This is a genomic window from Candidatus Accumulibacter necessarius (assembly GCF_036625085.1).
This window is the reverse complement of the sequence record NZ_JAZKUM010000004.1, coordinates 382,813-408,662: the sequence shown is the minus strand read 5'-3', so window position 1 is coordinate 408,662 and position 25,850 is coordinate 382,813. Positions and strand designations below refer to the sequence as shown.

Here is a 25,850-nt window from a genome sequence, read left to right as displayed (position 1 = left end):
GAAATCGTTCACCACGACTGGGCGAATTCGTCTCCGCTCGACCTCTCGGATGCGGGACTGCTCAGCTGATCTCGCAGGAGAACGAACCCGACGTGGCGCACATGCTGGCACTGAACCACAACAGCGAAGGTCGTGGCGAGCAAGGGCACCACCGGCGTCATGACGACAACAGTCACCACGGGCATGGGAGCCATGGCGGTCACTGAGCGTTTGCTCAAGCAGACCGGAGAAGTACCCTGTGTCAGCGAGCTGACCTCACCAGCCGAGAGACCATGAACTTGACCAGCCATCATCTTTTTCTTGCCGCAATGCTTTTTGCATCGCTAGCGGGCGCACAGCCGGTGTACGAATCCCGTGACCGCGCTGGTCCCGTGTTCTCTGATTTGCCGAGCCAGGGAGCCAGCGAGGTGAAGCTGCCACCGGCCAATCTGATGGATTCACCTCAAGTGGCGCCGGTCGTCATTCCCCGTCCCGAACCGGGGGCAGCATCACCCTACACGGACTTGCAGATCATTCAACCCGAAAACGGTGGCACCGTACATTCGAATACCGGGCAGATCTCTCTGGCAGTGGCCATTGAACCGGCCTTGCAGACCGAACGGGGCGATGCCATCGCGGTCAAGCTGGACAAGGCATGGCTGCCGACCACGCGGACAACGCTGCGGTTCGATATCAGCCCGTCGGAGTGGCAGCAGGCGGCAGCAGATAACATCGAGCATCAACTCGAGGTCATCGTGGTGGACGGCTCCGGTAAGGCGCTAATCAGTTCGGCACCCGTACGCTTTTATGTTCATCGGGGCGACCAGGCATTGACTTGCCGGCTCTCGCCGCCTGTCGCCGTTTCAGGCTGTCGGGCATCCGCCGAGGCGCGAAGGTCTGATCACGGTGAGATTGTGCGCGGGTTCTACCCGCGCACTGGGCTTGGCTAGCAGACTCGGGGGAGAGGGCCCGATGGGGAAGGAGATTGGCGGCGACGGCTTCACTGCGGACGACTTCGTCCGTTTCAGGGACAGCCTTGCTCTCGAGACCCGGCACGCACACGATGCCTTCAGGCACGGCGAATTTGCCGAGCCACGGGCTGGTTGGCAGGTTTCGAACTCGAGGCCTGGCTGATCGACGAGAAGCTGCTGCCGGTGCCCGGCAACGTGTCGTTTCTGGCGCGCATGGCGAGCCCGCTGGTGGTGCCCGAGTTGTCGCAGTTCAACGTCGAACTCAACGGCACGCCACAGCCCCTGCACGGCAACGCGCTGTCTCGGCTGGAAGACGAACTCACCGCAACCTGGCAGCAATGCCTCAAGGTCGCCGGTGCCGAAGGGACGGCGCTTGATCGCCATCGGCACCCTGCCGACCGTCCGCGAAGGCGATCTGTCGCTCGCCAGCATGTCGCCTTGCCGGCGTTACGCGCTGCTCAACGAACAGATCCTGCAACTGCGTGGCGGCCGGCCGCTGGCGCTCGACATCGCGGGCATCGACCAGTTGCGCACGACCCACACCGACGTCATGCTGGAGGCGGCAACGACATCGTTTCAGGTGCATCTGCAGACGCCTGCCGGCGAGGCTGCGCGGACCTACAACGCGTCGCTGATCCTCGCCGCACCGCTGATTGCCCTGGCCGCCAATTCGCCTTTCCTCTTCGGGCGCGCGCTCTGGCACGAGACGCGCGTGCCGCTTGTTCGAGCAGGCGGTCGATTGCTGCGATCCCCAGGCATCCCGAGCACCCGCGGGTGACTTTCGGGTCGGGCTATCTGGGCGCCGATCCGACCACCCTGTTTGCCGAGAACCTCTCGAACTACGCCGTTCTGCTGCCGTTCCGGATGCAGGAAGCGGTGCGTCGTATGCTCATCTGCGCCTGCACAACGGCACCATCTGGCGCTGGAATCGATGCTGATCGGTTTCGACGCCAAGGCAGCGAGCCGCACCTGCGCATCGAGCAGCGGGTGATGCCCGCCGGTCCCAGCATCATCGACATGATCGCCAACGCGGCTTTCTACTACGGCGCCGTGCGCATGCTGGCGAGCCGGCCGCGTGGCGCCTGAAACACAGATCCCTTTCGCCACCGCGCGTGACAATTTCTACCGTGCCGCGCGTTACGGTCTGGCGGCGCCCCTGCACTGGCTCGATGGCCGGTGCGCGCCGGCCAGCGAGTTGCTGCAGCGCGAACTGCTGCCGCTGGCGCGCGAAGGGCTGAATCGAAATGAAGCTTGCCGCCGAGCGACATCGCGCGTTACCTGGAAGTGATCAGCGAACGCCTGCGCTACCTGTCAGAACGGGGCCGCCTGGCAGCTCGCCCATTACGCCCGGCACCAGAACTTTTTCCGCCTGACCGCCGATTATCTCGATTATCAGCGCCACCTCATGCCCGTCCATGAGTGGCCTCTCTGAGTTGCCTCATTCTGCCATGCTGACCGTGCTCGACCACCTGCCCGAACGCTTTCTCGACACCCCCGCACGCGAACTTCACCGTCTGCTCTCCGGCCCGACGCTGATCCACCTGCCGGGACGACGAACGCCACCGCTCTTCATCTCCGTTCTCCTGCACGGCAACGAAGACACCGGCGTCGTCGCGCTGCAGAGCGTCCTGCGGGCCTACGGCAAGCGGCCGCTGCCGCGCGCCCTGTCGATTCTGGTCGGCAACGTCGCCGCCGCGCGCGAAGGTTTGCGTCGCCTCGACGATCAACCCGACTACAACCGCGTCTGGCCAGGGAGCACGGTGCACACGGCGTCGCCCGAATACGCCGCGATGCGTGAGGTGTTCCAGCCTGATGGAGGCGCGCGGCGTCTTTCGCCAGCATCGACATTCACAACAACACCGGCCTCAATCCGCACTACTGCGTGGTCAGTCGACTGAACCAGGCGGTTCTCCAGCTCGCCTTGCTGTTTGCGCGCACCGTCGTCTGCTTCCGCGGTCTGCTCGGTACGCAGACGGTCGCCTTCTCGTCGCTCTGCCCGTCGCTGACCATCGAGTGCGGCAAGCCCGGCAAGGCGGCCAACGAGGAGCACGTGGCGCGCTTCATCGACGCCTGTCTGCACCTCGCGCAGTTTCCTTCGCACGCCGTCCGCGAGCAGGATATCGATCTCTATCACACGGTGGCGACGGTGCGCGTGCCGGCTGCCGCATCGTTTGGCTTCGGCGACGCGCGGGCGGATATCGACTTCGATCCCGAGCTCGATCACATGAACTTCCGGCCACTCGCTGCGGGCACGCTCTTCGGACGCACGCGCCTGCCCTTGCCGCTCGACGTGCAGGACGAGAGCGGGCGTGACGTGGCGGCGGCGTATTTCGCCTGCGGCGATGGCAAGATCCGTTTGCGCCGCGCAACCATGCCGGCTATGTTGACTCTGGATGCGCGCGTGGTGCGGCAGGATTGCCTGTGCTACCTGATGGAACGACTGCCTTTCCCACGCCATGAACGGGTGGCTCTCGATCTGTGCGCGAGCGTCTAGAAAAGGAGGTTTTGCCGTGAGGAAGAAACCGGTCAGCGGTCATTGGGTGATGGCGCGCACGGTCAGACACATGTGTTGCTGGCTGCTCGCGCTGGCCGGGGTTCTCCTGTCCGGATCGCCAGCCCGCGCGGACAGCTCGGGCGCTCAGCTCGCCGCCTACTACGACCGGCAGATGGTGATCCGCGACGGCATTGCCTATGGCTGGAGCGGCAGCGAGCGGCCGCAGCCGATGATCTCCGACGTCATCCAGGTCGGGGTGGGAAAAGACAGCTACTATGCGCTGCGCAAGGACGGCACCCTGCTGACCTGGTCGTCGTCACCGGCCAACGCGGCCTTGCTGATGCGCGAGGTGGTGGGCTTTGCCGCCGGTTCTTCCGGCTGGCTGGCGATCAACCGCACCCGCAGCCTGTGGCAGGGGAGCGGCAGGGAGCCACCACGCAAGATTGCCGAACGGGTGATCGCCGCCGCCGTCGGCGACGGCAGCGATTATTACATCGACCAGGCGGGCGACCTCTACGTCCGCAGCCAGGCCAATCGTGGTCCCAGTCCGGTAACGGACGTCCCGTCGCCAGCGGCGAATTTGTCAGGACCGCAGCCCGGGTTGCCGCCGTCAGGGCGCACAGCGGCCGCTCGCTGTACCTCACGAAGAGCGGTGAAGTGTTCGCCATCGGCGGCAACGTCGCTGGCCCGCTCGAAGCAGGGGCCCGGCGATCAAGGCGACCGCTGCGGGCAGCATCTTCACCGGCGCCAGCGGCGTTGCCACCGGCGCCGCGCATTCGGCCGCGATTCGCCCGGATGGATCGCTCTGGGCCTGGGGCAGTGGTTTCGGGAGCGAAGCGAAAAAGATCGCCGAGCAGGTGGTCACCGTCGCCGCCGGCAGCACCTCGACCATCGCCCTGACCGCCGACGGCAAAGTCCTCGCCTGGGACGCCGGCCGCGGCCCGCGCCAGATCATCCTCGACCGCTGAACGGCGGGGAGGGTCGCGGCGGCGGTCGCTGATGAAACTTTCGGCGGCGCGCTAAGCGCCGATGACGCGGTTCTTGCCGGTTCGTTTGGCGAGGTACATCGCCTGGTCGGCACGCCGGACGGCGTCTTCGCCCGACTCGTCGGCAGCCAGTTGTGCGACGCCGGCGCTGAAGGTGATCAGGATCTTTTCGTTGCCGGCGAGGAAGAAGTTCCGGGTGAGTTCCCGCTGCAGGCGTTTCATCGCAGCAATCCCTTCTTCGAGCCGGGTGTCCGGCATCAGGATCACGAACTCCTCGCCGCCGTAGCGCGCCAGCGTGTCGATCGGCCGCATGTAGCCGCGCACGACCTGCACCAGGTGGATCAGGGCCTTGTCACCCCCCGCATGGCCCAGCCGGTCATTGATCCGCTTGAAGTTGTCGACGTCGAGCAGCGACAGACACAGCGGCACTTCCTTGCGGCGAACGCTGGCGATCTCGCGCGCCAGCGCCTCGTCGAGCCCGCGGCGATTGAGCGCGTCGGTCAGGGGATCGTGGCGAGCCGAAGCGCTCGCGTGCTGGAGTTCGTTGTACAGCCGGCTCAGTTCGGCGTCGGTCTGCAGGGCCCGCGCCTGCAGGTCGTCGAGTTCATCACGCGCAGCCGGCGGTGTCTTCAACCATGCTGCGCGTGGCATCGATCACCCGCTTGAGCAAGGGCGTCAGGTCTTCGATCGTCCTCACCTCGGCCATCTGCCGCTCGCTTTGTTCGAGGTGGAACTGGAAGTCGGTGCTCGACTGATTCATCATCGACAGGTGTCCGATGAAGGCCGTCAGCATCTGGCGCATCGCATCCTGCGCTTCCAGGGTGCGGATCTTTGCCTCGCGCTGCCGGCCGAGGACATCCTGCAGTCGGCGCTCGACGTCGTCGAGACGGCGCAGGGTGAGCGGTGGCGCGACCGCCTGCACGAGCGAGTCGATCTGGCCCTGCAGGCATTGCTCATCGAGGCTCAGTTCGCCGATGTTCTCGATGATCAGTTGCAGGAGCTTGAGCAGGGTCTGCTTGATCTCGCCCTGCTCCTCGGCGGCCAGCGAGGCCCGCTGGCTGAAACCGGAGAGCAGAGGAAGCAGCGCGGGCAGGTCCACCGCCGGGCTTCTGAGCGTCTCCAGCAGCTGGACGGCCTGCCTCGACAACCATTCGTCTTCCTCGCCGAGGGCCGGCAGCAGATCCTCGATCAGGCGCGTGAGTTTGCCCAGGAGTTCGCTGGTCAGCTCTGGTAGCCGTCTGGTGGTTCAGGCCTCGCTGGCAGCGCGGCGACAGCGGCCGGATCGCCATTGATCAGCGCGAGCAGCGCCGCCTGGACGCCCTGCCAGCTGCGTTGCCGATCGCGGCTCCGAGCAGTTCGAGGCTCTGCAACTGGCTTGGGGTCGCTGCTCGGCAGCGCCTTGGCGATCTGGCGCAGCGGCGCCTCGGGAAAACCGGCGACGTTGGGAAGGTTGGCGACCTCGTTGTAGCACGCCTGGTAGTTGGCGGGCGTCGGCAGCAGCTTGCGGGCGTTGAGCTGTCTGAGCGCTTCGCGGGCGATTTCGAGAGGATTTTTGGTGTCGATCATCAGAGAGCAGTCAGTGCCAGGGAAAGCGCTGGCAAGACCATGGCGCTGGCGGTGCCGGATTGTACCTTTATTGATCATTGGTGTTGGTGGTATTGAGGTTGACAAATGTCGCTCGCCGAGTCGCGGGAGCTGTCCTCATTCCGGCGGCGAAGGGCGCAGCCAGTCCGGTAGAATAGGCCGATTGCTCCGGGGAAACAATGGGAAAACTGCTGCTGGCACCGATGGAGGGCCTGGTCGACGACCTGCTGCGCGACGTGCTGACGCGCGTCGGCGGCTATGACCTGGCAGTCAGCGAGTTCATTCGCGTCTCGGGCAGCCTGCTGCCGGCGCGTGCTTTTCTTCGCAGTCTGTCCCGAACTCGCCCGAGAGGGTCGCACCGCTGCCGGGACGCCGGTGGTCGTTCAACTCCTCGGCAGCGACCCGGCCTGTCTCGCCGACAACGCGGCGCGCCTCGCTTCGCTCTCGCCGGCGGGGATCGATCTCAACTTCGGCTGTCCTGCGCCAACGGTCAATCGCCACGGCGGCGGCGCGACGCTGCTCGCCGATCCCGAGCGACTGTTCGCATCATCGTCGCTGCGGTCAGACGCGCGGTTCCCGGAGGCCATCCCGTTCACCGCCAAGATGCGGCTCGGGCGTGCACGATACCTCGCGCACGCTCGACTGTGCGCGGGCGCTCGAAGCCGGCGGCATCGACGCACTGGTGGTGCATGCACGGACCCGGGCCGAGGGCTATCGACCGCCGGCGCACTGGGAATGGGTCGCCCGCATCGACGAAGTCGTGCAGCAGCCGGTGATTGCCAACGGCGAGGTCTGGACGGCCACCGACCATTCCCGCTGCTGCGCCCTGAGTGGCTGTGCCGACGTGATGATCGGGCGCGGAGCGGTGGCCGATCCTTTTCTTGCCGAGCGGATTCGCGCGCTGGCCGCCGGCGAAACTCGCCGGCGATCGCTCGCCCGACTGGCGTCGGCTGCAGCCAATGCTCGCCGTCTTACTGGCTGCAGGTGTGTGCCAGGGTCTCGGCGCGCCAGGCACCGGGTCGGCTCAAGCTCTGGCTCGGTGCGCTGCGGCGGAACCTTCGTCGAAGCCGACGCCCTGTTCTCGCCGTCCGGGAGTTGCGCGCCGTCGACGAGGTCAGCCAGCGCTCGCACGGCATGGCGTGCATGCTCTCGCCAGTGCCGGCGTAGGCGGTCGATGTACGGCAACTCCCGTCTGCCGGCCAGCGCGCAGACCGATCGTCCACCCGCATCTCGCGATGCTGGTCGATCGGCATCGTGCAGGCGCCCTTTCGCAAACCCTATGCCGACTACAACCGCAGCCGCTTTCGCCACCAGTTTCGAGCGCTTTCAGCGCATCGCCGCAGGCGCGCCATTGATCCTCGACGCCTGCTGCGGGGTAGGGGAGAGCAGCCTCGCCTGCTGGCCAGGGCGTTTCCGAACCACTACGTGATCGGGGTGGACCAGTCGGCGTCGCGTCTGGCGCGCGGCAGAGGCCGCTGCTGCCGACTGGCCAGCCAATCTCGATCTGGTACGCGCCGACCTGGTCGATTACTGGCGCCTGCTGCACGACGCGGGTGTCAGGCTCGATCGCCATTACCTGCTCTATCCCAACCCGTGGCCGAAGATCGGCCACCTCGAGCCGGCGCTGGCATGGGCACCCGGTCTTTCCCCACCCTGCTTCGAGCTTGGGCGGCGTCTTCGAATGCCGCAGCAACTGGCCGATCTACCTGATGGAGCTGTCCTTTCGCGCTGCAGCGAATGACGCAGCGAGCCGCTCTGTGCGAGCCCTATCTTCCGGAGCAGCCGTTGACACCCTTTGAGCGCAAGTATCTCGCGTCGAATCATCGCCTGTTTCGTACCGTCATCGATCTGGAGTGAAACCAGGACCTGGTCTTGTGCAGCCGGTGGCGCCAGTGCGAGATGGCGGCATCGCGTGGAGTCGCGGCAGCGGCGTTGTGGAGACGGCCCTCGATTCCCTTCGCCCGCTCCAACCCAGGTCGTGGTACTGCCAACTCGCCGGAATGCCCGCTATCCCCCTAGCCCCTGTGGCGTCAGCGGGTCCTTGTCGCGTTTCAGATTCAGTACGCAGAGAATGCCGGGCGAGTCGGGTGTCGTGCCGAATGATCCTGCCAAGGCCTCGGCGTAATTCTGCCCTGAGATTTTCCGGTGATAGTAGCGCGAGGTGACGTCGAGGAAATAGGGGTCGGGATTCTGCAGCAGGTCGCTACCGATGCTTCGGCTGCCGATCCGCATTTCCCCGCATTTGTTCTGAATCTGGTCAAGAAACGCTTCAAACGGATCGTCAGGTCGCCAAGCATCGGGCGCGCAGGCGGCGAGCACGACGGGAAACAGGGCGACGACAAGCGCCTGGCGAGATGATCGGAGTTGCTGGAGCTGCGCTTGAGGATGGCTCAGGCTGGCGTTGGGGGGAATGTTTCGCATTTTTGTCCCTTCGGGTGAAAGGTATCGGGCTCGCATCCGGTTGCCCGATACCTGACGAGCAGTCCTGAAACAGTGTGGCCTAGCGCGGAACGACGCGTGCGTTTTCCCCGCTGCCCTCGATGAATACCCGCTGACCCTGGAACAGGCTCTGACTCACCGGCTGGGTGATCGATACCAGCACCCCGTTGGTCGTCCGCACGATGATCTGCTGGCCCGGAACAGGTTGGTCGTACTTCTTCTGGACTTCGTTGCCGGCGATGGCGCCGCCGACGGTTCCCAGCACCATTGCCACATCACGTCCGGTGCCACCGCCGATCAGGCTGCCGATGCCGAGGCCGGCAAGACCGCCGACGACAGCGCCAACCCCCGCATGGTGATTGCTTGGCAATTGCACCAGCGTGATCTGTTCGATCGTGCCGCTACGGATTTCGAGTTCTCCGGGCTGCTGTCCAGGGACAGCACACGCGGTCAGGAACAGGGCGAGCGCTAATGCTGACAGGTACGATGAGACTTGCTTGAACATGCTGACCTCCTGGAAAGGCGGGTTGGGTGGGGAAACGTGGTGATCGCCGAACTGCAGACTGACCGTGTGCCGCAAGGATTGTAAACGGTTGACGGAGCGGCGGCTAGGTCAGGTCCGGAGGGGGGCGACTCGATTGGCACACCGGCAAGGCAACGCACGGTTGCCGGCAGAAGACTCTCGCCCTGACCGCAGGTGGCTCGTCATCGCCTGCGCCGCCCCCGCCGCCGCCGTCCCTGCCACTGTTCTGGAAGCTGCTGCGGGCTGCTGCTCGCGATCGGCCCAGGAGGTGTCGCCGCTGGCTGACTGCCATCCGCTTGCGCTGTGCTGTTGCCAACCGCCATCGGCATTGCGGTAGGCATTGCCGTCAGCGCTGGCGTACCAACTCCGCGTGCCGGCGTAGACGGCATTACCTCTGTGGCCATAGACGTTGGCGCTGGCCGAGCCACAGCAGGGGTAACCCCAGTAGGTCGTGGTACAGCGATGGTCATCGTTTGATCGTCCTTTGCTGATCTCAGGTAGGAAGGGCGAGTCCGAGTCGCGCCAGAGTATTCCTCTGACGCTGAGCAGGGTCAACGCGCCACCCGCTCGCTTTTCGGTGCCCACGATGCCTGGATCGGCAATGAGTCGTTCGATGCGCCTGGGTCCAACGCATGCGAAGCCGGTTGCGCACTGAAGCGCCTCGCTGCAAGGGCCGCGCGGCGGTCGAGCTTCTTGCCGGGGAGTTTTCGTGGCGGTATGCTTGCTCGTGCGAATGCGAACGTGACGCGGCCAGAACAACCAACGGCCAAAGAAACCAGGGGGTGTTCTGCAATGAGGAAGCAGTGGGCAGAACATCACGCGCGGCGGTAAGCCGTCGCTGTCAAGGGTACTGAGGGGGCACGATGGCACAAGACACTCAAGGGCAGGCCTTCAGGCTGCCGGTTTTCCAGGGCATCCTGCCGGTCGACCGGTCAGGGCTCGGACGGGACGTCCTGGCCGGCTTCACCCTCGCAGCGCTCGCCATTCCGGGGACGATGGGCTACACGAAGATCATCGGCACGCCGGTGATCACCGGTCTGTATACCATTCTGATTCCGATGAGTCTGTTTGCCATTTTCGGATCGTCGCGGCATCTGTCCGTGGGCGCTGATTCGGCGACAGCGGCGGTGGTTGCCGCCGGTCTCGCCGGCATGGCGGTGCGCGGGTCGAACGAGTGGCTGGCGCTGTGCAGCCTGCTGGCGCTCCTGGCGGCGGTATTCATGTTCGCCGCACGCGTGCTGCGCCTCGGCTTCCTCGCTGATTTTCTGTCGCGCACGGTACTTACCGGCTTTCTCACCGGGGTCGGGGTGCAGGTGGCGCTGCTTGAGGTTTCCGGCCTGTTGGGCCTGCAGCGCACCAGTAACGAGCCGCTCATTGAAATCGTGCACGACCTGCGGCTGATCGGCGAAGCCAATCCCTATGCGGTGTGCGTCTCGCTCGCCGTGCTGGCGGTGATCCTCGGTGGCAAACGGATTTCAGACAAGATCCCGGGCGGATTGATCGCCGTCGTCGCCGCCATTGGCGTCAGCTGGGCGATGGATCTCGGGGCTCACCTCGAGACGCTGGGTGAGGTACCGAGTGGTCTGCCAACGCTTGCCCTGCCGCACGTCGAGTGGAGCTGGGTGCTGATCCAGAAGCTGCTACCGATCGCCTTTGCCTGCTTTGTGGTGATTCTCGCGCAGAGCGCCGCGACGTCGCGCGCCTACGCGGCGAAGTACAACGACCGCTTTGACGAGAACGTGGACATGGTCGGGCTTGGCATGGCCAACCTGGGTGCGGGTTTGTCCGGTACCTTCATCGTCAATGGCAGTCCGACCAACACGGCAATGGTGGACAGTGGCGGTGGCCGCAGCCAGGTGTCGCAGCTCACTGCCAGCGGCATTGTGCTGGTGGTCCTGCTGTTTCTGACGGGGCCGCTGGCGCATTTGCCGACCGCCGTTCTTTCCGCCATCGTTTTCCTCGTGGCGGTGAAAATGATCGATGTCAAGGGTATGCGCCGGATCTTCGGCGAGGCGCGCGCCGAGTTCTGGGTGGCCTTGCTGACCGCCGCCACGGTGGTTGTGATCGGCGTCGAGCAGGGAATCATTCTCGCCATGGTGCTGTCGCTACTCGACCACGTTCGGCGTGGCTACCGGGGAACCAATGCCATCATCGCAGCGGACAAGCGAAAGAAGGGCTGGCAGACCGTTCCGCTCGGCGAGCCACAGCACATCGCACCGGGCCTGCTCATTTACCTTTTTGGTCACAGCCTGTACTACGCCAACGCTGCGCAGTTTGCCGAGGAGGTTCTCCGCCTGGCAAAGGGCAAGGCGCAGCCGCCGCTGGCATGGTTGTGCGTCGAGGCGGCAGCGATCGGCGACGTCGACTTCTCGGCCGCGGCGATGCTGCGCGATACCTGCACGCTGCTCAAGCAACAGGGAATCCGGCTGGTGTTGGCGAACGTTTCTCCGCTGGTGCGCGACCAGTTCGATCGCTACGGCATCACCGAGGCCCTTGGCGTGGATGCGATCTATGGCTCGGTGCATGCGGTTGTCGCTGCCTACGAGCACCAGTCGGCTGCGTCCGCTGGGGCGACCACAGGCGAGACCGGTGGCGGCCCACCGGCCTGATGGTGGGTGCCGGGTCAGCTACGATCGACCCGGCGGAGAGCCACCGCCGGCTGATCTGCTCGGACTGCCGGTTCGCGAGTCTCGCCCCTTACCGCAGGTCTTCGTACTTTGGGAGAGCAAGGCGTTGGCAACGGCCTTGCAGGAGGCGGCGATACGGTTGAACCGGTCTTCTGCGCATCGTGAAGCGTTTGGACAAAGGCAAAGGTGAAGGACTATGCGAGAATGCTTGACAGAGGTGATCGCTGCCTCAAGACGACAGGAGAAGACATGATGAAGCGAAATCAAAATCCAGTTGCGCACTGGTTCGGCAGTGCTTTGTTGGCTGCCAGCGTGCTTTTCGGCAGCGCTGCCGTGGCCCAGGAAAGACCCGTGGCTGAGGCAGCACCTGCCGGGCAGATCAAGGACGAGCGGGCGCTCGATCTGCTGAAAGGCATGAGCGACACGCTCGCGAAGGCGCAAACGCTGGGCTTCCAGGTGCGTAGCCTGGTTCCTTTTGCCACACCTTTCGGGCAGCAGATCAGCCTTTTCGGCACCTCGCGCGTAGCGATGCGGCGGCCCGACCAGCTGTTCGTCGAGACCCGTGGCGAACTCTTTCCGCACAACCTCTACTTCAACGGCAAGACGGTCACGGCGATCGGGGTCGATAAGCGGTTCTATGCGCAGCAGCCGGCAGCGGCGAGCACCATCGAAGCCCTGATCCAGAAGGAGCATCCGGGCTCCGACGCCTTGGCGCCCTTTGTCGACTTGCTCGTCGCCGATCCCTACGCCCGTCTCACCGAGGGTCTTTCGGGCGCCCTCTTGGTTGGCCAATCGACAATCGAGGCGGTCGTCACGGATCACCTGGCATTTTCCGGCAGTGGCGTCGATTGGGAGATCTGGATCGGTAGCAAGGACAAATTGCCGCGCCTGATGATCGTGCACTACCGTGGCGGCGAACGTCAGCCGACCTTCATGGCGACGTTCTCGGACTGGAAACTCGGCGCACCGATCCCGGCAGCGACGTTCAATGCCGTCATCCCGAAGGGCGCAGTGAAGATCGAGTTCAAGCTGCCTGTCCTTCAGCAATCGAAGTAAGCAGCGAAAGGAACAATGCGATGAACCAGATCAAGACACTCATCCTCGGCATCGCCGCGACCGCCGCGATCCTCGTTCCCCTTGCCGATGCCAACGCGTGGGTTGCCGCTGCCCGGGGCTGGGGTGGACGCGGGGCCGTTGCGGTTGGGGGCTTCCATGGTGGCGCCTACTATCACGGTGGCGGCTATTACCATGGGGGGGGCTGCTACGGATGCGGGGCAGCGGCCGGTGCGGTTGCCGGGTTGGCGGTCGGCGCCGCCATCGCTGACGCTTCGCGACCGGCTACCGTTGTTGTCCAGCAGCCGACTTACGTGGCCCCGCAACCGGTCTACGTCGCCCAAGGCTATGTGCCGATCGGAACGCAGTTCGCGGTACTACCCTCAGGGGCACAGAGCATGATCGTGAACGGCGTCAACTATTATCAGAGGGGGCCGACCTGGTACAAGCCGTATTTCGGCTCGAGCGGGGTGTACTACGAGGTAGTGCCGGCACCGTAAGGCCTCAGTGGCCGGGTTGCAAGCAGATGACGAGAGGAGCTTGGCAGGCTCCTCTTCTTGCTCTACCGAGTTGTCGGTCTGCCAGCTGGATGTTGAGCGCACTGAAGCGACTGTTTCCCGTCAGGCGATCCCTCGTCAGAGCAGTGGGCTCATGACCTGGATGCTGTTCTCGAGCAGTCGCCGCCAGCGCGGCCGGGCGCGCCACTGCTCCAGTTCCAGCGCGTGGGAGCGCGATTCATACTGGCGCTGAAGCTCCCGTACTTCCGAGGAAAACCGCTGGTCGTACGCAATCAGCGACACTTCGAAGTTGAGTTCGAAGCTGCGCAGGTCGAGGTTGACCGTTCCGAAGATGGTGATCTGCTCATCGATCACCACGCTCTTGGTATGCAACAGGCCATCGCGAAAGTGCAGGATGGTGATGCCGGCAGCCAGCATGTCGTCGTTGTAGGCGTCGCTGGCGTAGCGGACCAGTCGCGAATCGACCTTTTCCGGAACGATCAGGATGACGTTGACGCCGCGAACGGCGGCCGAGCGCAACGCTGTGAGCATTGTTTCACTGGGAACGAAGTAGGGCGTCGTCAGCACGATTTCGCGCCTGGCCGAATAAATGGCGGTCAGGAGTAGGGCCTCGATATGCCGGGTGGACCCGTGTGGGCCGGAAGGGAAGATCTGGACGCGGCTGTTGTCGGTCAGCGAAAGGATCGGCGGCTCCGGGGGAGAAAAGTCGCCGCCGGTTTGCAGGGCCGTCAGCGACAGAGAAACGGCTTCGAGAGCCCAGGCTGCCGGGCCTTCGATGCGGACCATGGCGTCGACCCATTCACCGACGCCGGCGTCCTGCTTGAAGAAGCGCGGATCGGCAATGTTCATGCTGCCGGTGTAGGCAACGCCACGGTCGATGACCGCAATCTTGCGATGGTCACGCAGGTCGAGACGGACAAACAGCGCGCGTAGCGCATTGACCGGGAGGATTTCGATCACCTCGACGCCGGCGGTTCGCAGACGCGCGACCGATTCGCTCCTGAAAAAGGCGCGGCTGCCAAGCGAATCCATCAGCGCGCGACAGGCGACACCCCGCCCCGCGGCCTCGACCAGCGCGGTCACGAGATCGTCGACGAAGCCGCCTGGGTGCCAGATGTAGAACTCCAGGTGCACCGAATGGCGAGCTGTGTGGATGTCGGCAATCAGCGTACGCATGATTGACTCGCTGTCTACCAGCAGCCGCAGGCGGTGGCCAGCCATCAGCGGCAGGCCGGCAAGTCCGGCAGCCAGGCGGCTGATGCTTTCGGCACTGCTGCTCAGGGTGCCCGGCGCGACGACGTCGCTCGTCGGGATGGCGCGTGCCCAGCGGATGATCTGCGGCTGCAGCTTGATCGCCCGCTGCATCCAGGTACGGCCAAGGCGGCGTTCGCCGATCAGCAGATAGCCCAGCGCACCGACCGCCGGCACCAGGATGACCAGCAGCAGCCACGCCAGCGCCGTGCCGCGCGAACTGCGGCGCGAAAAGATGCGCAAGGCCACGGCGACCGCCAGCAGAACATAGACCAGGTACAGGAAGCTGAGAAACATGTCATGGAGTATGAGACTGCTGCACCAAATTGGTCAACGTAGTCGCACGCCAGCGCCGGGCAGACCTGCGGCGGCCAAGCCGCTTGGCGACGTTTTGGGGCCATGCGGGTAAGCACGGAGGTGGCCGGTCTTCGACTGGAACCGGGCATGCCGCTGGCAGCGCTGCGAGTACCAGAGCACAGGCGTTTGTGATAGCCTGCCGGCGCACCCTTCCGCTTTGCCGTTGCCGACACGGCAGACTGCGCTGGCTTTGTGTGCTGCCTGGCGGGCCTTTCGAGGCTTCCCTCATTTCCCACTGGAGTGCTGTGCGCGTGACTCCCACCATCACCCTTTTCATCAGCCTGTTTACTACCCTCCTGGCGATCATCAATCCGCTTGAGGCGATACCGGTCTATCTCGGCCTGACCGATGGCAAGCCGGATGCGGAACAGCGGCGGGTGGCACGTCAGGCCTGTATTTACGCGTTGTTGCTCAGCTTCTTTTTTCTGCTCTTTGGCACCGTGCTGCTGCGCCTCTTCGACGTTTCCCTGAGCATGGTGCGGGTGGTTGGCGGAGTGATTCTTACCCGAGTCGGGTTCGAACTCTTCAATCCGCCGCCATCAGGCGGGATCATTCCGCGTGCGGACGATAGCAATACAGACGTTGCCTTCGTTCCGCTGGCCATGCCGATCATGTTCGGCCCAGGCGCCATCGCGACCCTGATCAGCATGGCTTCGACGATCAAGCAGTCGCTGGGGGAGCTGACACATTTTTTCGCTGCCAGCGCAGCGATCGTCGCCTGCATGCTCGTAACCTACCTGTCGCTGATTTACGCCAAGCCGATTCTGCGCAAGATGGGCAAGCAGGGAATCGATGCCGCGACCCGCATCGTCGGGTTCTTTGTCGCTGCCATGGGAATGGGGCTGATTTTCAATGGTGCCGTGGAGTTCTTGGAGCCTTACCGGCAGGTGGCAAAGGTCGCCGCCGGGGTCTGAATGCGCTGCTCTTTGCAGCCTGCCAGGTATGACGTCGGGCGCACCGCCGGCGTCAGGCACAGGGCGTGGCCCCGAGGAACATCGTTGCCGAGGGTTATGGCCAATATCAGCCGGTGGCGTCGAACGACACGCAGCGAGGACGCGCCGGGAACCGCAAGATCGACATCGTGCTACGTTCGAAGTGGAAAAAGCTGGCGGCGCGGGTGAGGCGGCCGTCTTCGCTCCCTGGCAGCCGAGGGCGCGCTGGCGGCCTGCCGCGCGCCAATAGCCGCCTATCGAGCAAAGTGCGTGCAGGGGTTGGCATCCAGGACGACCGCCTCTCAGAATTCAGCGGAAGTCGCCGGACCGCCTTGACTGCTTCGTGAAACGACTCCTCGTCCTGCATTCCTGCGGGTGCCAGTTCCTGACCCCTCGCGCTGGCAGCATCGAGCGTCAGTCGCCCTTCCTTCAGGAAGTCCTCTCTGCGGCCGAGATCACAAGTTCGATGCGCTACCAGCCGTCGTTCGCCGGAAAAAAGGCGTTGCGGGCCGTCGATCACCAGCAGGGTCCAGCCGGTGCTGCCGAACCTATGGTCGCTGCCGGAAAGGGTGGCAATGCTGCAGGTGGACAGCATCTGGCCGACGACGCGGAGCGTTCCCTAGCGAAACTTGCGGATCTCCGGCAGCGGCCTCCGCGCCAGCTGCTGCCGGACCTCAGTACGGTCGATTGACCACCACATACTGGACGTCGTTGCCAACGTACTGCCGCTGGTACCAGCTGCTGCCGCACTGCTGATACACCATGCCGTTGTAGTTGTATGGCGAGCAGTTGGGGGGCACGCTTCGTACGACCGAACCGACGACAGCGGCGGTCACCACGACGGTGGCGACGGGGTGATAGTTGTCGTTCCAGCCATCACCGCGCCGGTCGACATCGACATTGACGTTGCGGTTGACATTGACGTTATTGATGCTGGTGTTGCGCACGTCGCGCTGGCCGTTATTGACCTGCACGTCGCGGCCGCCGCCAGCGCGGTCACCACCACCACCGAGCCCGCCGCCACCGCCGCGGGCCTCAGCCATGGGAGCCAGGGCGAAGCTGGCCAGGAGCAGAACGCTCAACGGAGCCAGAAACAGTTTGTACAAAGACCTTTGCATTTTGGCGCTCCTTTATTTTGTATTCAGCGGGCGGATGCCGATGGCCTGGGCACCCCTGGGCGGCGTGAACTTGAAGATGGCATCCGTGAACGTTGGCTTGAGGTTCCAGGCCATATAGGAAACGGACTGTGGGCGGGCTTCGTCAGACCGATTGGTGATCACCAGCTTGCGCGGCAGTGGCGCGTCGCCGGTCGTTATCCAGATCTGCCAATCGACCTTGCCCTGGCGAAACGCGTAGTGATCGCACAAGTCCTTGCCGATTAAATCCTGGCCGGCGTTCATCGCCGACTCGATCTTGTCGGGGGGGCGGCATTGGTGCCCCAGAGGAAAAGATCCGAAAGCGGGATCGGCACACCGTACCTGGCTTCGAGCTGATCGATCATGCCGCCGATATTGCCTGCCAATTCGGTGGTGGCGAAGTATTTCAGCGCCGGCGTGTAGAGCGTGACGGTATTGCCGTCATAGACCAGCTCGCGCTCGGCGCGCGCACTCCGCATCACCGCTCGCAGCTTGTTTGGCCGCTGCACCTGGATCTCTGCCGAGGAACTCTGCTGCAATTTCTGACCATCCTCGAGGACCGCTTCCGAAGACAGCTCGGTCCTGACCTGAATCAGAATGGAACAGCGGGTACCTTTCCTCTGGACACGGTCACCACGTCGCTCGTTCGCTGAGCGTCGGCCGGGTCGACGGAGTGCCCATCCCGCCAATCAGTTTGCAATTCCTTAAATACGACCTCGGAGGCATCCTTCGACCACCCACTGATAAATCATGTCTCTGATCCGCAAGCGATCTCTCGTGGCCGAAAAGATCCACACCCAAATCTGTTGGCGTGCCCGGCGAGGATGACTTCGAGCTTCTCCAGTGATTCCGGCGCGGAACACCAGTAGTCGGGCAAGCGGCTGCGGTAGGCCTCCTGTTTGGCCTGCGCGAACGCGAAAAATCGCCGTTGAAAAGCAACTCGATCTGGCCCGCCTGGCCGGCGGTCGACGCCAGTTGCTGGCGCACGAAGCGCTCGAGTTCCTGCTTCTGGTACGCATGGTCGTCGCCGGGGTCCGCGTTGCCACCGCCGAGGTGAAGATCGCTGACGATCAGGGCTTGCGGCTTGGCTGACAGGCGATGACTCCTGTCCTCGAATTAGCGCTCCGCTCAACTATGCGTACGCATTGCTCCCGGAGTCGTGTCGAACCAGCGGCGACAGGCCCGGCTGAGCGATCTCTGGTCACTGTAGCCGAGCAGAAGCGCCACTTCCGACAAGGGCAACGAACAGTCTGCACTGTAGCCGAGCAGAAGCGCCACTTCCGACAAGGGCAACGGACTGGGCCAGGAACTCTCGTCCCTGTTTCCGCCGGACGCGGTCCAGGATGTCCGTGAAGCGGACTTGTTGTGCATCAAGCCGTCGCTGCAGGGTGCGCTCGTTCATCGCAAGTTGTCGGGCGATATCGGTCAGGCTGCAGCCACCGTCGGCCAGTTGTCGAGCGATCAGTTCCTCTATCTGGCAGGCCAGATCAAGCGGACTGCGTCGAATCAGGTGAGCCACAAAGCGCTCGACGGCAACGCGAATCTGAGGATTTCGACTGTCGAGCACGTTTTCGAGGAGAGATTCGGGAAAGATCACGCCATTACCTGACTGCTGGCACGCCACTTCAGAGGCAAAGATTTCACGGTAGCGGGGCAGCGGGAAGCCGGGCCGGTGTGCTAACACCACCCTCCAGTCAGCGCCGGCATTGCCGCTGAGCATGCGTAGCGTCTGGATCAGCATCAGACAGCACATCTCCACCGATTGCCGCTGCTCTCCGCCAATTTCGGGAGGTAGTTCGTAACGCAGCCAGGCGAGTCCTGCTGTGGGGCCGGCTTGCATCCGCAGTGAGGTACGCGCCACGTGGTACGGTAAATTGCGCGCGATCGCCACCAGCGCTTTGCCCACGGTGTTGGCGCGACTGGCAATGAGTGCGATGGGGCCGAGGGCCGAAAAATCCTGCCGTTGCGCCAGGAGCAGGCCAAAGTCCGGGGCAGCGAGCTGTGATGCCGCGGTTTCAAGCAACGTCACGGCGCCGGGCATGCTGATCGTCGCTTCCGGTTGCGCAAGCATTTGTGTCGTCATTCCAACGCTACTGAGCAAACCGTCGACATCTCCGCCAAGATCACTGACGAGCTCGGCAAAACCGGTCAGCGCTCGGGCCCGCACCAACAGGGAGGGAGCTTTGTTCATGCGGCATGATCATCGGAATGTCGTCAAATGTCTACTGATTGTCGTCATCTGTCCTAGGCTGAAAACCTCACCTGGCCCGAAAATGCTGAAACACTGTGCCCCCCCTGGACTTCAGCCTCAACCTTGATACAGTGGCAGGCGAATCATTCACTGGCGCATACCGGAAAATTTCTGGAGAACTTGAAGAATGCTTGGAGCAAAGCGTTTCAGTCTCGCGAAATTCGACCATTGGAGTAAGCAATGAAAAAGCAATTCCTTGGACTGGCCCTATCCGCGATAGTCACCATTGGGTTGTTTGGTCTTGCATCGGCACAGCAGGTCACCGGCGTGCTGGGTTCCGCCAGCGCCACCACCACGATCAGCGGCAAGCAGCTACCGCCGCCTGATCCGAAGTTCGGTGGGGTGATCAAGCAAAGAGCCTCGGAATCGACCCCGTGGTGGCCGCCACGGGTGGTTCCGCCGAAGAAGGCACCGAACGTGCTGCTGATCATGACCGATGACGACGGCTTCGGCTCGCCCAGCACCTTCGGCGGCGTGATCCCGACCCCGGCGCTCGACCGCATCGCGAAGAGCGGCCTGCGCTACACGAACTTCCACTCCACTTCCCTTTGCTCGCCGACGCGCGCGGCGCTGATTACCGGGCGCAATCACCACTCGGTGGGCTTCGGCGTGGTCGGCGAGATCGCGACCGGCTTCCCTGGTTACGACTCGATCATCCCGATAGAGAAGGGCACCATCGGCACGATCCTGAGGGACAACGGGTACGCAACCTCATGGTTCGGCAAGGATCACAACACGCCCTTTTTCGCGAACAGCCAGGCCGGGCCGTTCGACCAGTGGCCGAACGGTATGGGTTTCGAGTACTTCTACGGCTTTGTCGGCGGCGACGCCAGCCAGTGGCAGCCGAACCTGTTCCGCAACACGACGCCGATCTTCCCCTTCCAGGGCAACCCGGGCTGGAACCTGCAAACGGCGATGGCCGACGAGGCGATCCAGTACATGCGACAGTCGAAGGCACTGGCACCGGAGAAGCCCTTCTTCGTCTACTACGTGCCCGGCGCCACGCACGCGCCGCATCATCCGACGCCGGAGTGGATCGACAAGATCAGCGCGATGCACCTTTTCGACGACGGCTGGGAGAAGCTGCGCGAGACGATCTTCGCCAACCAGAAGCGGCTCGGCATCATGCCGCCCAACGCTCAGCTGACGCCCTGGCCTGACGGACAGGACATCTACAACGGCGCCAAGCTGCCTCGCTGGGACTCGCTGAGCTGGGAAGAGAAAAAGCTGTTCATCAAGCAGGCGGATGTCTATGCAGCCTATCAGGCCTACGCCGACAACGAGATCGGGCGTGTCATCCAGGCCGTGGAGGACATGGGCCAGCTCGACAACACGCTGATCATCTACATCAGCGGCGACAACGGGGCGAGTGCCGAAGGCATGGTCAACGGCACCCCGAACGAGTTCACGACCTTCAACGGCGTCCCGGTGCCGGTCAAGGACCAGTTTCTCTGGTACGAGTTCTGGGGCTCCGACAAGACCTTCCCGCACTACTCGGCGGCGTGGGCCTGGGCCTTCGACACGCCGTTCAAATGGATGAAGCAGGTGCCGTCACATTTCGGTGGCACGGCGCAGGGCATGGCGATCTCGTGGCCCGGCCGCATCGGTGACCCGGGCGGCATCCGCCGCCAGTTCCACCACGTCATCGACATCGTGCCGACCATCCTCGAAGCCACCGGCATCCCGGCGCCGGAGATGATCAACGGCATCAAGCAGCTCCCGATCGAAGGCACGAGCCTGGCCTACACCTGGAACAAGGCCAACGCCAACGCGCCGACCCGGCACACGACGCAGTACTTCGAGATGCTCGGCAATCGCGCGATCTACCATGACGGCTGGGTCGCGGCGACGACGCCGGTGACGCTGCCGTGGGAGCTCAGTACCAAGCCGCCGCCCGATGTGATCACCGGTTACAAGTGGGAGCTCTACAACGTGATGGAGGATCCGACGCAGAACAACGACCTCGCGGCAAAGATGCCTGACAAGCTCAAGCAGATGCAGAACATCTTCTATCTCGAGGCGGCGAAGTACGGCGTGCTGCCGCTCGACAACACGACACTGGCACGCTGGAACGCGCCAAAGCCGAGCCTGACGGCCGGGCGCACCGAGTTCACCTACTCGGGCACGCTGGCCAACGTGCCCGGCAGCACGGCGCCGCACATCCTGAACAAGTCCTATACGATCACCGCCGAGGTCACGATCCCCGCGGGCGGCGGCGAAGGCATGATCGTCACCCAGGGTGGCCGCTTTGGTGGCTACGGGCTGTTCCTGAGCAAGGGCGAGCTCGGGGTCGGGCGGGGCAAGGTGGTCTTCCTCTATAACCTGCTCGACCTCAAGCGCACCATCTGGGAAGGGCCTGAACTGAGCCCGGGCAAGCACACGATCGTCTTCGATTTCAAGTCCGCTGAGCCGGGTCTGGGCAAGGGCGGGACCGGTGTGATGTACGTGGACGGCAAGGAAGTGGCGAGGAACTCGATGCCCAACTCCACGCCGATCACCTTCGCCGAGGACGAGACCTTCGACGTCGGCCTCGACACGCGCACCGGCGTCGCGATGGTCGAGTACCGCTACGACTCCCCGTTCAAGTTCACCGGAACGATCGACAAGCTGACCTTCAAACTCGAGCCCTTTCCACCGCCTCCACTTGCGCACCCGGTAGGCTCGCCTCATCGACGTTAAGCGAAATGAGATGCTTGCCAGAAGTGAGCAGCGTTCTAATACGTGATAAGTGTGTCGGCGTGCGAAATTGATCAAGGCTGGGGGGTGTCATGAAAGGAGCGCTGACCTTCGCCGCCGTCGGTGAAGCATCAACTGGTCTGGCTTTGCTGATCGTTCCAGCACTGGTCGGGCGGGTGTTGCTGGGTGAGGAACTGACCGGCATCGCCATACCTGTCGCCCGGGTGGCCGGCATCGCTCTCATCTCCTTGGCGGTCGCCTGCTGGCCGGGCACGCCGCTGGTAGGCATGTTGGCCTACAGCGCGGCTGCCACCCTCTATCTCGCCTACCTCGGCTTTGCGGGCGGGCCGGTCGGCCCTCTGTTGTGGCCGGCGGTCGTCCTGCACTTGATCTTGACCGTGCTGCTGGCCCGGGCAGCACGTGGTGAGGGAATATCGGCCTGACGTGGCTGTACACAATCCCCGGAAACGGTCTCGGCCCCGGGGACTTTTGGCCAGCACGGGCAACCCCCCGGCTCTGCCGGGGGATGGTTACCCAGGGGCTCGGCGTAGATCTCCACCAACGGTTGTGCCTAGAGGTCGGTCTCGGTCGCCAGAATCAGGCGCGGACGCGACCAGGTGTGGTCGGGCAGGAACATCTCGCACCACACCGCGCGGACCGGGAGCCCCTTCAGGAATCGCGCCACGGCGAGGACCGAGCGCACCCGAATCCGCTGCACCGTGCTGTACAGCATCAGTTCCATCTCCCCCACCGGCAAGGCTTCGAGTACCTCGGCATCGATCCTGCGGTCGTACTTGCGCTTGCGTCCTCGGCGTTTCCGCTCCGGTTCAGGTTGAAGAAACAAGGCCGTATCGCGGCGAACCTGGGCGATGATTCGGACCTGTTGTTCGAGCCAAGGACGATTTTGTCGACGATATAGCGAACCAGTACAGGCCAGTGGACGGCTGTCGGCAACTGAGGCGCGATTGCCGGAACATGGTCAAGACCCTTGCGGATACTGGCGATCATCGCCCAGATCTGATCCCCCGCCGCATGGGAAAGTGTGAGCAGGAGTAGGGATTTGCTGGCGTGCTGAGTCAGGCGCCGGACACCGGCGACCAACAGGGGGCGGCTGGTGATCGCCTCCAGGCGTGCCTTTGGATGCGCCAAGCCCCTCGAACAGCTCCGGCAGACGAGGCAGGCTATGTTTGGCGGCATGGGCTTTGCCGCCTTGTACTTCCGCATCGAGCACCAGGCGCAGTACTTCAGCGCCGGCGAGAACAGGGTGGCGGTCTTGTCCCGGACGATCCGGTTGGCGCTCGGCACGGGCACTTCGCACCACCGCGCGCAGCTTGCTTGGCCGCTCCATCGGGATCTCTGCCTGAGATCAGCGTTGGCATCTGTCTCCCGCCTGATCAGGTTCAGTTACCCGGAACGGGCCGCGCATCCCCATCGCCCCATCCGGTGTGCACCTCGACGAAGTGCGCGATGTGATCGATTGCCAGGGTCGCCTCGGGAAGAAACTCCGCCATCTGGAATGCGTGCGGCACGCCGGGCCAGATCTCGAGTTCGACGTCCACCCCCGCAGCATGCGCTCTGTCGGCGGCGCGAACCGCTTCGTCGCGCAGCATTTCGCTGCTGCCGGCTTGCAGGAACAGCGGCGGAAAACCGCGGAAATCGGCGAATAGCGGTGAGACCTCGGGGTCGATATACGGGTGAGGTGATTGCACATAACACCGACGCAGGACCAGCAGGGTGCTCAACTGGAGCATCGGGTCCTCGCCGTCGTAATCAGCCATGCTGGGGCTGGTAAGCGTGCAGTCGAGCGCCGGTGAGAGCAGCACGGCGCAGGCCGGCGAAGGCTCGCCGGCCGCCCTTGCTCGGTGGATCGTCACCAGCGCCAGATTGCCGCCGGCAGAATCGCCGGCGAGCACGATGCCTTGGGGACTTAGCCCCTGTGCAAGGAGCGCTCGGTAAGCGCGATGGCAATCGTCCGGCGCTGCCGGAAACGGGTGCTCCGGTGCCAGCCGGTAATCGGGGAGGAGGGCGCGCGCGCCGAGGCGACGACAAAGGCGCGACACCAGCGTCGCGTGCGCGTTGGGGAAGCGGAACGCGAATGACCCGCCGTGCAGGTAGAGGATGACCCGCTCGTTGCGGCTACCGGGGACTGTGATCCACTCGGCCGAAACGCCGCCGCAGTCGACCGGCGTGCGCCGCACGTCGGGCGCAAGGCGAAAATAGCGGGCGTCGATCTCCTCGTATTCACGCCGCAAGGCGGCGACATCGGATGCCTGGGTCAGCCGCCGGCGCATCGTCAGCCGCAGCAGGCCGTTCAGCGCCCGCGTCCGCCAACTGGGGCCAATTTGAATCGTGTGGAGGTAAGTCGGTTCGCTGTGCATGGCTGTCCTGTCGTGGGTACAGGCTACGCGAAATTGCGGGGTCGTGGAGGACGAGCATCGCGTTCACCGCAAGAACTTCTGCAGGGATAAGACAGGATAGAATCACATCTTCCATGATCTACTTGGCCAAACCGATGACTCCATTGCCTACGCGCTGCCTGCTGGCTGTTGTGTTCCTGCTCCTGCTCCTGCTCGGCGGTTGTGCCAGCCGACCGATCAACCCGCCGATCACGCAGGCTGACCCAGCCGCGGGCTACCGCTTCGAGACGCGCCTGGGGCGTGTCAAGCAGAAGGAGAGTCTGGTCATCCTCGCCTTCTCCGGTGGCGGTACGCGCGCGGCGGCGTTCTCCTACGGCGTCCTCGAGTTTCTTCGCCGTACCGAGGTCGTTGGACCCCAGGGCCAGCGCGTTCGCCTGCTCGATCAGGTCGATGTCATCACCGGCGTCTCCGGCGGCAGTTTCACAGCCTTGGCCTATGGTCTGTACGGCGACAGACTGTTCAGCGAGTACGAGCAGCGCTTCCTCAAGCGTGATGTGCAGGGCGAGATCATTGCCCGAACGTTCAGCCTGAGCAACTGGGGCAGTCTGTGGTTTACAGGCTGGGGCCGTTCAGAACTGGCGGCCGAGTTGTACGACGAAATCCTGTTCAATGGTGCCACCTTTGGCGATCTGAACGCGGGCCACGGTCCGCTGATTCTGGCCTCGGCGACCGACATCTCGACCGGTGCCCGTTTTGTCTTCAACCAGACGACCTTCGACATCCTCTGTTCGGACCTCAATGCCGTTCCCCTGTCGCGCGCCGCAGCCGCGTCGTCGGCCGTGCCGGTGGTGCTGTCGCCGGTGACGATGAACAATTACGCGGGCACCTGCAACAGGCGCTTTCCCGCCTGGGTGAAGCCGTTCACCGAAGCCGAGGAACCGCCGCGACCGGCGGCGCGCGCGATACGCTCGCTGAAGGACATGCAGGCTTACGACGACGGCGTCCATCGCCCCTACCTGCATCTCGTGGACGGCGGCGTTTCCGACAACGTCGGCATGCGCGCGGTGCTCGACGCGCTGGAAATTTCGCAGGCTCTGCACGAAGTTGGCGCCGCGACGCCGCTCGACGACGCGCGCCGGATCATCGTCTTCGTCGTCAATTCGCTGTCCTCGCCGCCGACCAACTGGGACGAATCCGAGACCCCGCCGGGCACTGTCGGCATCCTGCTGAAGTCAGCCGGCGTGCCGATCGATCGCTACTCGTACGAAGCGATCGAGCTGTTGCGCGACATGGCTCACCGCTGGAAGACCGCGCGCCTGATCGCAAACTCGGCGGCGATGGCGAGCAACCGGGACCCCGCGGTCGCCGCTGCCGTTCGCGTGCCGGGGGCTGAAATCTATGTCATCGACGTCTCGTTCTCGGCGCTGAAGGACCCGGCGGAACTCGCTTACCTCAATGAACAGCCGACCTCCTTCGTGCTACCCGCCGAGGCCGTCGATCGCCTGCGCGCCGCGGCCGGAACGATCATCATGGATTCGCCGGAATTCAAGCGACTGCTGAAGGACGTCGGGGCGGCAATCGTGCCTGACCCGTCGCGCGGCGGTGCGGCGGCGAGCCAGCCTTCCGTGAAGTAGCGCCTCCGGCAGCGTGGCGAGCAAGCGTATGAAAGCGCTCGGCTAGCTTGCGATCGGCGCGGCAGCCAGTCTGCCTGCCGGG

Annotated in this window: 29 protein-coding genes and 4 pseudogenes; 19 read left to right on the top strand and 14 right to left on the bottom strand. The window is 64.0% G+C overall.

The features are described from left to right. Positions 1–446 precede the first annotated feature (446 nt). From V5B44_RS13115 to V5B44_RS13080, 8 genes are all read left to right on the top strand, one after another. On the top strand, positions 447–929 hold the full coding sequence (locus V5B44_RS13115) for a hypothetical protein (protein ID WP_332359455.1): 483 nt from the start codon (positions 447–449) through the stop codon (positions 927–929). A 22-nt stretch (positions 930–951) separates the two neighbouring features. Further along, a complete protein-coding gene (locus tag V5B44_RS13110) occupies positions 952–1,113 on the top strand; it encodes a hypothetical protein (protein ID WP_332359454.1) in 162 nt (53 codons plus the stop codon). Between the two features lie 210 nt (positions 1,114–1,323). Continuing rightward, positions 1,324–1,728: a glutamate-cysteine ligase family protein gene (locus V5B44_RS13105; protein WP_332359453.1), complete on the top strand. Its 405-nt coding sequence runs from the start codon at positions 1,324–1,326 to the stop codon at positions 1,726–1,728. Then, positions 1,725–2,036 carry a hypothetical protein gene (locus V5B44_RS13100; RefSeq protein WP_332359452.1) on the top strand — a complete coding sequence of 104 codons (312 nt, stop codon included), beginning with the start codon at positions 1,725–1,727 and terminating at the stop codon, positions 2,034–2,036. The genes V5B44_RS13105 and V5B44_RS13100 overlap by 4 nt, the downstream gene beginning before the upstream one ends. After that, on the top strand, positions 2,026–2,238 hold the full coding sequence (locus tag V5B44_RS13095) for a hypothetical protein (protein ID WP_332359451.1): 213 nt from the start codon (positions 2,026–2,028) through the stop codon (positions 2,236–2,238). The genes V5B44_RS13100 and V5B44_RS13095 overlap by 11 nt, the downstream gene beginning before the upstream one ends. A 145-nt stretch (positions 2,239–2,383) precedes the next feature. After that, positions 2,384–2,848, top strand: coding sequence for a succinylglutamate desuccinylase/aspartoacylase domain-containing protein (locus V5B44_RS13090; protein WP_332359450.1), 465 nt, complete (start codon positions 2,384–2,386; stop codon positions 2,846–2,848). Beyond that, positions 2,833–3,444, top strand: a complete 612-nt coding sequence (locus tag V5B44_RS13085; RefSeq protein ID WP_332359449.1) for a hypothetical protein — start codon at positions 2,833–2,835, stop codon at positions 3,442–3,444. The genes V5B44_RS13090 and V5B44_RS13085 overlap by 16 nt, the downstream gene beginning before the upstream one ends. Positions 3,445–3,460: 16 nt before the next feature. Continuing rightward, entirely contained in the window at positions 3,461–4,444 is a 984-nt protein-coding gene (locus V5B44_RS13080) for a hypothetical protein (protein WP_332359448.1), read from the top strand. 19 nt (positions 4,445–4,463) lie between these two features. On the opposite strand, the gene V5B44_RS13075 is transcribed toward V5B44_RS13080, so the two are convergent. The 3 genes from V5B44_RS13075 to V5B44_RS13065 all read right to left on the bottom strand — a co-directional run bounded on the left by V5B44_RS13075 (position 4,464) and on the right by V5B44_RS13065 (position 5,996). After that, positions 4,464–5,063, bottom strand: a complete 600-nt coding sequence (locus V5B44_RS13075; RefSeq protein ID WP_332359447.1) for a GGDEF domain-containing protein — start codon at positions 5,061–5,063, stop codon at positions 4,464–4,466. Continuing rightward, entirely contained in the window at positions 5,038–5,577 is a 540-nt protein-coding gene (locus V5B44_RS13070; RefSeq protein WP_332359446.1) for a hypothetical protein, read from the bottom strand. Before V5B44_RS13070 ends, V5B44_RS13075 begins: the two co-directional genes overlap by 26 nt. A 74-nt stretch (positions 5,578–5,651) precedes the next feature. Next, positions 5,652–5,996 (bottom strand): hypothetical protein, encoded by a 345-nt coding sequence (locus V5B44_RS13065; protein WP_332359445.1) that lies wholly within the window; start codon positions 5,994–5,996, stop codon positions 5,652–5,654. A 276-nt stretch (positions 5,997–6,272) separates the two neighbouring features. Here V5B44_RS13065 and V5B44_RS26695 point away from each other — a divergent pair. From V5B44_RS26695 to trmB, 3 pseudogenes are all read left to right on the top strand, one after another. After that, positions 6,273–6,572: pseudogene (locus tag V5B44_RS26695) on the top strand (tRNA-dihydrouridine synthase); the annotation flags it as partial. A gap of 58 nt (positions 6,573–6,630) precedes the next feature. Beyond that, positions 6,631–6,888: pseudogene (locus V5B44_RS26690) on the top strand (tRNA-dihydrouridine synthase family protein); the annotation flags it as partial. Positions 6,889–7,188: 300 nt separating this feature from the next. After that, positions 7,189–7,871, top strand: a pseudogene (gene trmB, locus V5B44_RS26685) (tRNA (guanine(46)-N(7))-methyltransferase TrmB). Positions 7,872–8,021: 150 nt separating this feature from the next. Here trmB and V5B44_RS13055 read toward each other — a convergent pair. After that, the gene (locus tag V5B44_RS13055; RefSeq protein WP_332359444.1) at positions 8,022–8,435 is read right to left on the bottom strand and encodes a hypothetical protein; all 414 of its coding nucleotides are present in this window, start codon (positions 8,433–8,435) and stop codon (positions 8,022–8,024) included. A gap of 79 nt (positions 8,436–8,514) precedes the next feature. Further along, entirely contained in the window at positions 8,515–8,958 is a 444-nt protein-coding gene (locus tag V5B44_RS13050; RefSeq protein ID WP_332359443.1) for a glycine zipper 2TM domain-containing protein, read from the bottom strand. 881 nt (positions 8,959–9,839) lie between these two features. On the opposite strand from V5B44_RS13050, the gene V5B44_RS13045 reads away from it, so the two are divergent. From V5B44_RS13045 to V5B44_RS13035, 3 genes are all read left to right on the top strand, one after another. Next, positions 9,840–11,585 carry a SulP family inorganic anion transporter gene (locus V5B44_RS13045; protein ID WP_332359442.1) on the top strand — a complete coding sequence of 582 codons (1,746 nt, stop codon included), beginning with the start codon at positions 9,840–9,842 and terminating at the stop codon, positions 11,583–11,585. A 267-nt stretch (positions 11,586–11,852) separates the two neighbouring features. After that, entirely contained in the window at positions 11,853–12,659 is an 807-nt protein-coding gene (locus V5B44_RS13040; protein WP_332359441.1) for a DUF2092 domain-containing protein, read from the top strand. Between the two features lie 20 nt (positions 12,660–12,679). Further along, positions 12,680–13,156, top strand: a complete 477-nt coding sequence (locus V5B44_RS13035) for a hypothetical protein (RefSeq protein WP_332359440.1) — start codon at positions 12,680–12,682, stop codon at positions 13,154–13,156. Positions 13,157–13,291: 135 nt separating this feature from the next. Here V5B44_RS13035 and cls read toward each other — a convergent pair whose 3' ends face one another. After that, entirely contained in the window at positions 13,292–14,722 is a 1,431-nt protein-coding gene (gene cls / locus V5B44_RS13030; protein WP_332359439.1) for a cardiolipin synthase, read from the bottom strand. 311 nt (positions 14,723–15,033) lie between these two features. Here cls and V5B44_RS13025 point away from each other — a divergent pair, with 311 nt between their 5' ends. After that, entirely contained in the window at positions 15,034–15,696 is a 663-nt protein-coding gene (locus V5B44_RS13025; RefSeq protein WP_332359438.1) for a MarC family protein, read from the top strand. A 106-nt stretch (positions 15,697–15,802) separates the two neighbouring features. Here V5B44_RS13025 and V5B44_RS13020 read toward each other — a convergent pair whose 3' ends face one another. From V5B44_RS13020 to V5B44_RS13005, 4 genes are all read right to left on the bottom strand, one after another. After that, positions 15,803–16,309 (bottom strand): hypothetical protein, encoded by a 507-nt coding sequence (locus V5B44_RS13020; protein ID WP_332359437.1) that lies wholly within the window; start codon positions 16,307–16,309, stop codon positions 15,803–15,805. Between the two features lie 79 nt (positions 16,310–16,388). After that, on the bottom strand, positions 16,389–16,832 hold the full coding sequence (locus V5B44_RS13015) for a hypothetical protein (protein ID WP_332359436.1): 444 nt from the start codon (positions 16,830–16,832) through the stop codon (positions 16,389–16,391). A gap of 12 nt (positions 16,833–16,844) precedes the next feature. Beyond that, positions 16,845–17,114 carry a DUF2092 domain-containing protein gene (locus tag V5B44_RS13010; protein WP_332359435.1) on the bottom strand — a complete coding sequence of 90 codons (270 nt, stop codon included), beginning with the start codon at positions 17,112–17,114 and terminating at the stop codon, positions 16,845–16,847. Further along, positions 17,111–17,389 (bottom strand): DUF2092 domain-containing protein, encoded by a 279-nt coding sequence (locus tag V5B44_RS13005; RefSeq protein ID WP_332359434.1) that lies wholly within the window; start codon positions 17,387–17,389, stop codon positions 17,111–17,113. Before V5B44_RS13005 ends, V5B44_RS13010 begins: the two co-directional genes overlap by 4 nt. A gap of 304 nt (positions 17,390–17,693) precedes the next feature. Here V5B44_RS13005 and V5B44_RS13000 point away from each other — a divergent pair, with 304 nt between their 5' ends. Next, a complete protein-coding gene (locus tag V5B44_RS13000) occupies positions 17,694–17,942 on the top strand; it encodes a hypothetical protein (protein ID WP_332359433.1) in 249 nt (82 codons plus the stop codon). A 36-nt stretch (positions 17,943–17,978) separates the two neighbouring features. On the opposite strand, the gene V5B44_RS26680 is transcribed toward V5B44_RS13000, so the two are convergent. Together V5B44_RS26680 and V5B44_RS12995 are read right to left on the bottom strand one after the other, a co-directional pair. After that, entirely contained in the window at positions 17,979–18,077 is a 99-nt protein-coding gene (locus V5B44_RS26680) for an AraC family transcriptional regulator (RefSeq protein WP_434735444.1), read from the bottom strand. After that, positions 18,052–19,041, bottom strand: coding sequence for an AraC family transcriptional regulator ligand-binding domain-containing protein (locus tag V5B44_RS12995; RefSeq protein ID WP_332359432.1), 990 nt, complete (start codon positions 19,039–19,041; stop codon positions 18,052–18,054). Before V5B44_RS12995 ends, V5B44_RS26680 begins: the two co-directional genes overlap by 26 nt. A 240-nt stretch (positions 19,042–19,281) precedes the next feature. Between V5B44_RS12995 and V5B44_RS12990 the strand changes: the two genes are divergently transcribed. Both V5B44_RS12990 and V5B44_RS12985 read left to right on the top strand, forming a co-directional pair. Continuing rightward, positions 19,282–21,780 carry an arylsulfatase gene (locus V5B44_RS12990; RefSeq protein ID WP_332359430.1) on the top strand — a complete coding sequence of 833 codons (2,499 nt, stop codon included), beginning with the start codon at positions 19,282–19,284 and terminating at the stop codon, positions 21,778–21,780. 89 nt (positions 21,781–21,869) lie between these two features. After that, on the top strand, positions 21,870–22,220 hold the full coding sequence (locus V5B44_RS12985) for a hypothetical protein (protein ID WP_332359429.1): 351 nt from the start codon (positions 21,870–21,872) through the stop codon (positions 22,218–22,220). A 131-nt stretch (positions 22,221–22,351) separates the two neighbouring features. Here the strand turns inward: V5B44_RS12985 and V5B44_RS12980 are convergent. Continuing rightward, positions 22,352–22,675: pseudogene (locus V5B44_RS12980) on the bottom strand (IS701 family transposase); the annotation flags it as partial. A 502-nt stretch (positions 22,676–23,177) separates the two neighbouring features. Next, entirely contained in the window at positions 23,178–24,155 is a 978-nt protein-coding gene (locus V5B44_RS12975; protein ID WP_332359427.1) for an alpha/beta hydrolase, read from the bottom strand. Between the two features lie 134 nt (positions 24,156–24,289). Here V5B44_RS12975 and V5B44_RS12970 point away from each other — a divergent pair, with 134 nt between their 5' ends. Beyond that, entirely contained in the window at positions 24,290–25,768 is a 1,479-nt protein-coding gene (locus V5B44_RS12970) for a patatin-like phospholipase family protein (RefSeq protein WP_332359426.1), read from the top strand. Positions 25,769–25,850: the final 82 nt, after the last annotated feature.

Excerpts from the sequence above, each read along its gene's own strand:
- V5B44_RS13065 (WP_332359445.1), bottom strand. The coding sequence starts at position 5,996 with ATGATCGACACCAAAAATCCTCTCGAAATCGCCCGCGAAGCGCTCAGA.
- V5B44_RS13050 (WP_332359443.1), bottom strand. The coding sequence starts at position 8,958 with ATGTTCAAGCAAGTCTCATCGTACCTGTCAGCATTAGCGCTCGCCCTG.
- V5B44_RS12970 (WP_332359426.1), top strand. The coding sequence starts at position 24,290 with ATGACTCCATTGCCTACGCGCTGCCTGCTGGCTGTTGTGTTCCTGCTC.
- V5B44_RS13055 (WP_332359444.1), bottom strand. The coding sequence starts at position 8,435 with ATGCGAAACATTCCCCCCAACGCCAGCCTGAGCCATCCTCAAGCGCAG.
- V5B44_RS13020 (WP_332359437.1), bottom strand. The coding sequence starts at position 16,309 with ATGCTGTCCACCTGCAGCATTGCCACCCTTTCCGGCAGCGACCATAGG.
- V5B44_RS13110 (WP_332359454.1), top strand. The coding sequence starts at position 952 with ATGGGGAAGGAGATTGGCGGCGACGGCTTCACTGCGGACGACTTCGTC.
- V5B44_RS12985 (WP_332359429.1), top strand. The coding sequence starts at position 21,870 with ATGAAAGGAGCGCTGACCTTCGCCGCCGTCGGTGAAGCATCAACTGGT.
- cls (WP_332359439.1), bottom strand. The coding sequence starts at position 14,722 with ATGTTTCTCAGCTTCCTGTACCTGGTCTATGTTCTGCTGGCGGTCGCC.
- V5B44_RS12990 (WP_332359430.1), top strand. The coding sequence starts at position 19,282 with ATGAAAAAGCAATTCCTTGGACTGGCCCTATCCGCGATAGTCACCATT.
- V5B44_RS13010 (WP_332359435.1), bottom strand. The coding sequence starts at position 17,114 with ATGAACGCCGGCCAGGATTTAATCGGCAAGGACTTGTGCGATCACTAC.
- V5B44_RS12975 (WP_332359427.1), bottom strand. The coding sequence starts at position 24,155 with ATGCACAGCGAACCGACTTACCTCCACACGATTCAAATTGGCCCCAGT.
- V5B44_RS13045 (WP_332359442.1), top strand. The coding sequence starts at position 9,840 with ATGGCACAAGACACTCAAGGGCAGGCCTTCAGGCTGCCGGTTTTCCAG.
- V5B44_RS13015 (WP_332359436.1), bottom strand. The coding sequence starts at position 16,832 with ATGCAAAGGTCTTTGTACAAACTGTTTCTGGCTCCGTTGAGCGTTCTG.
- V5B44_RS13035 (WP_332359440.1), top strand. The coding sequence starts at position 12,680 with ATGAACCAGATCAAGACACTCATCCTCGGCATCGCCGCGACCGCCGCG.
- V5B44_RS13040 (WP_332359441.1), top strand. The coding sequence starts at position 11,853 with ATGATGAAGCGAAATCAAAATCCAGTTGCGCACTGGTTCGGCAGTGCT.
- V5B44_RS12995 (WP_332359432.1), bottom strand. The coding sequence starts at position 19,041 with ATGAACAAAGCTCCCTCCCTGTTGGTGCGGGCCCGAGCGCTGACCGGT.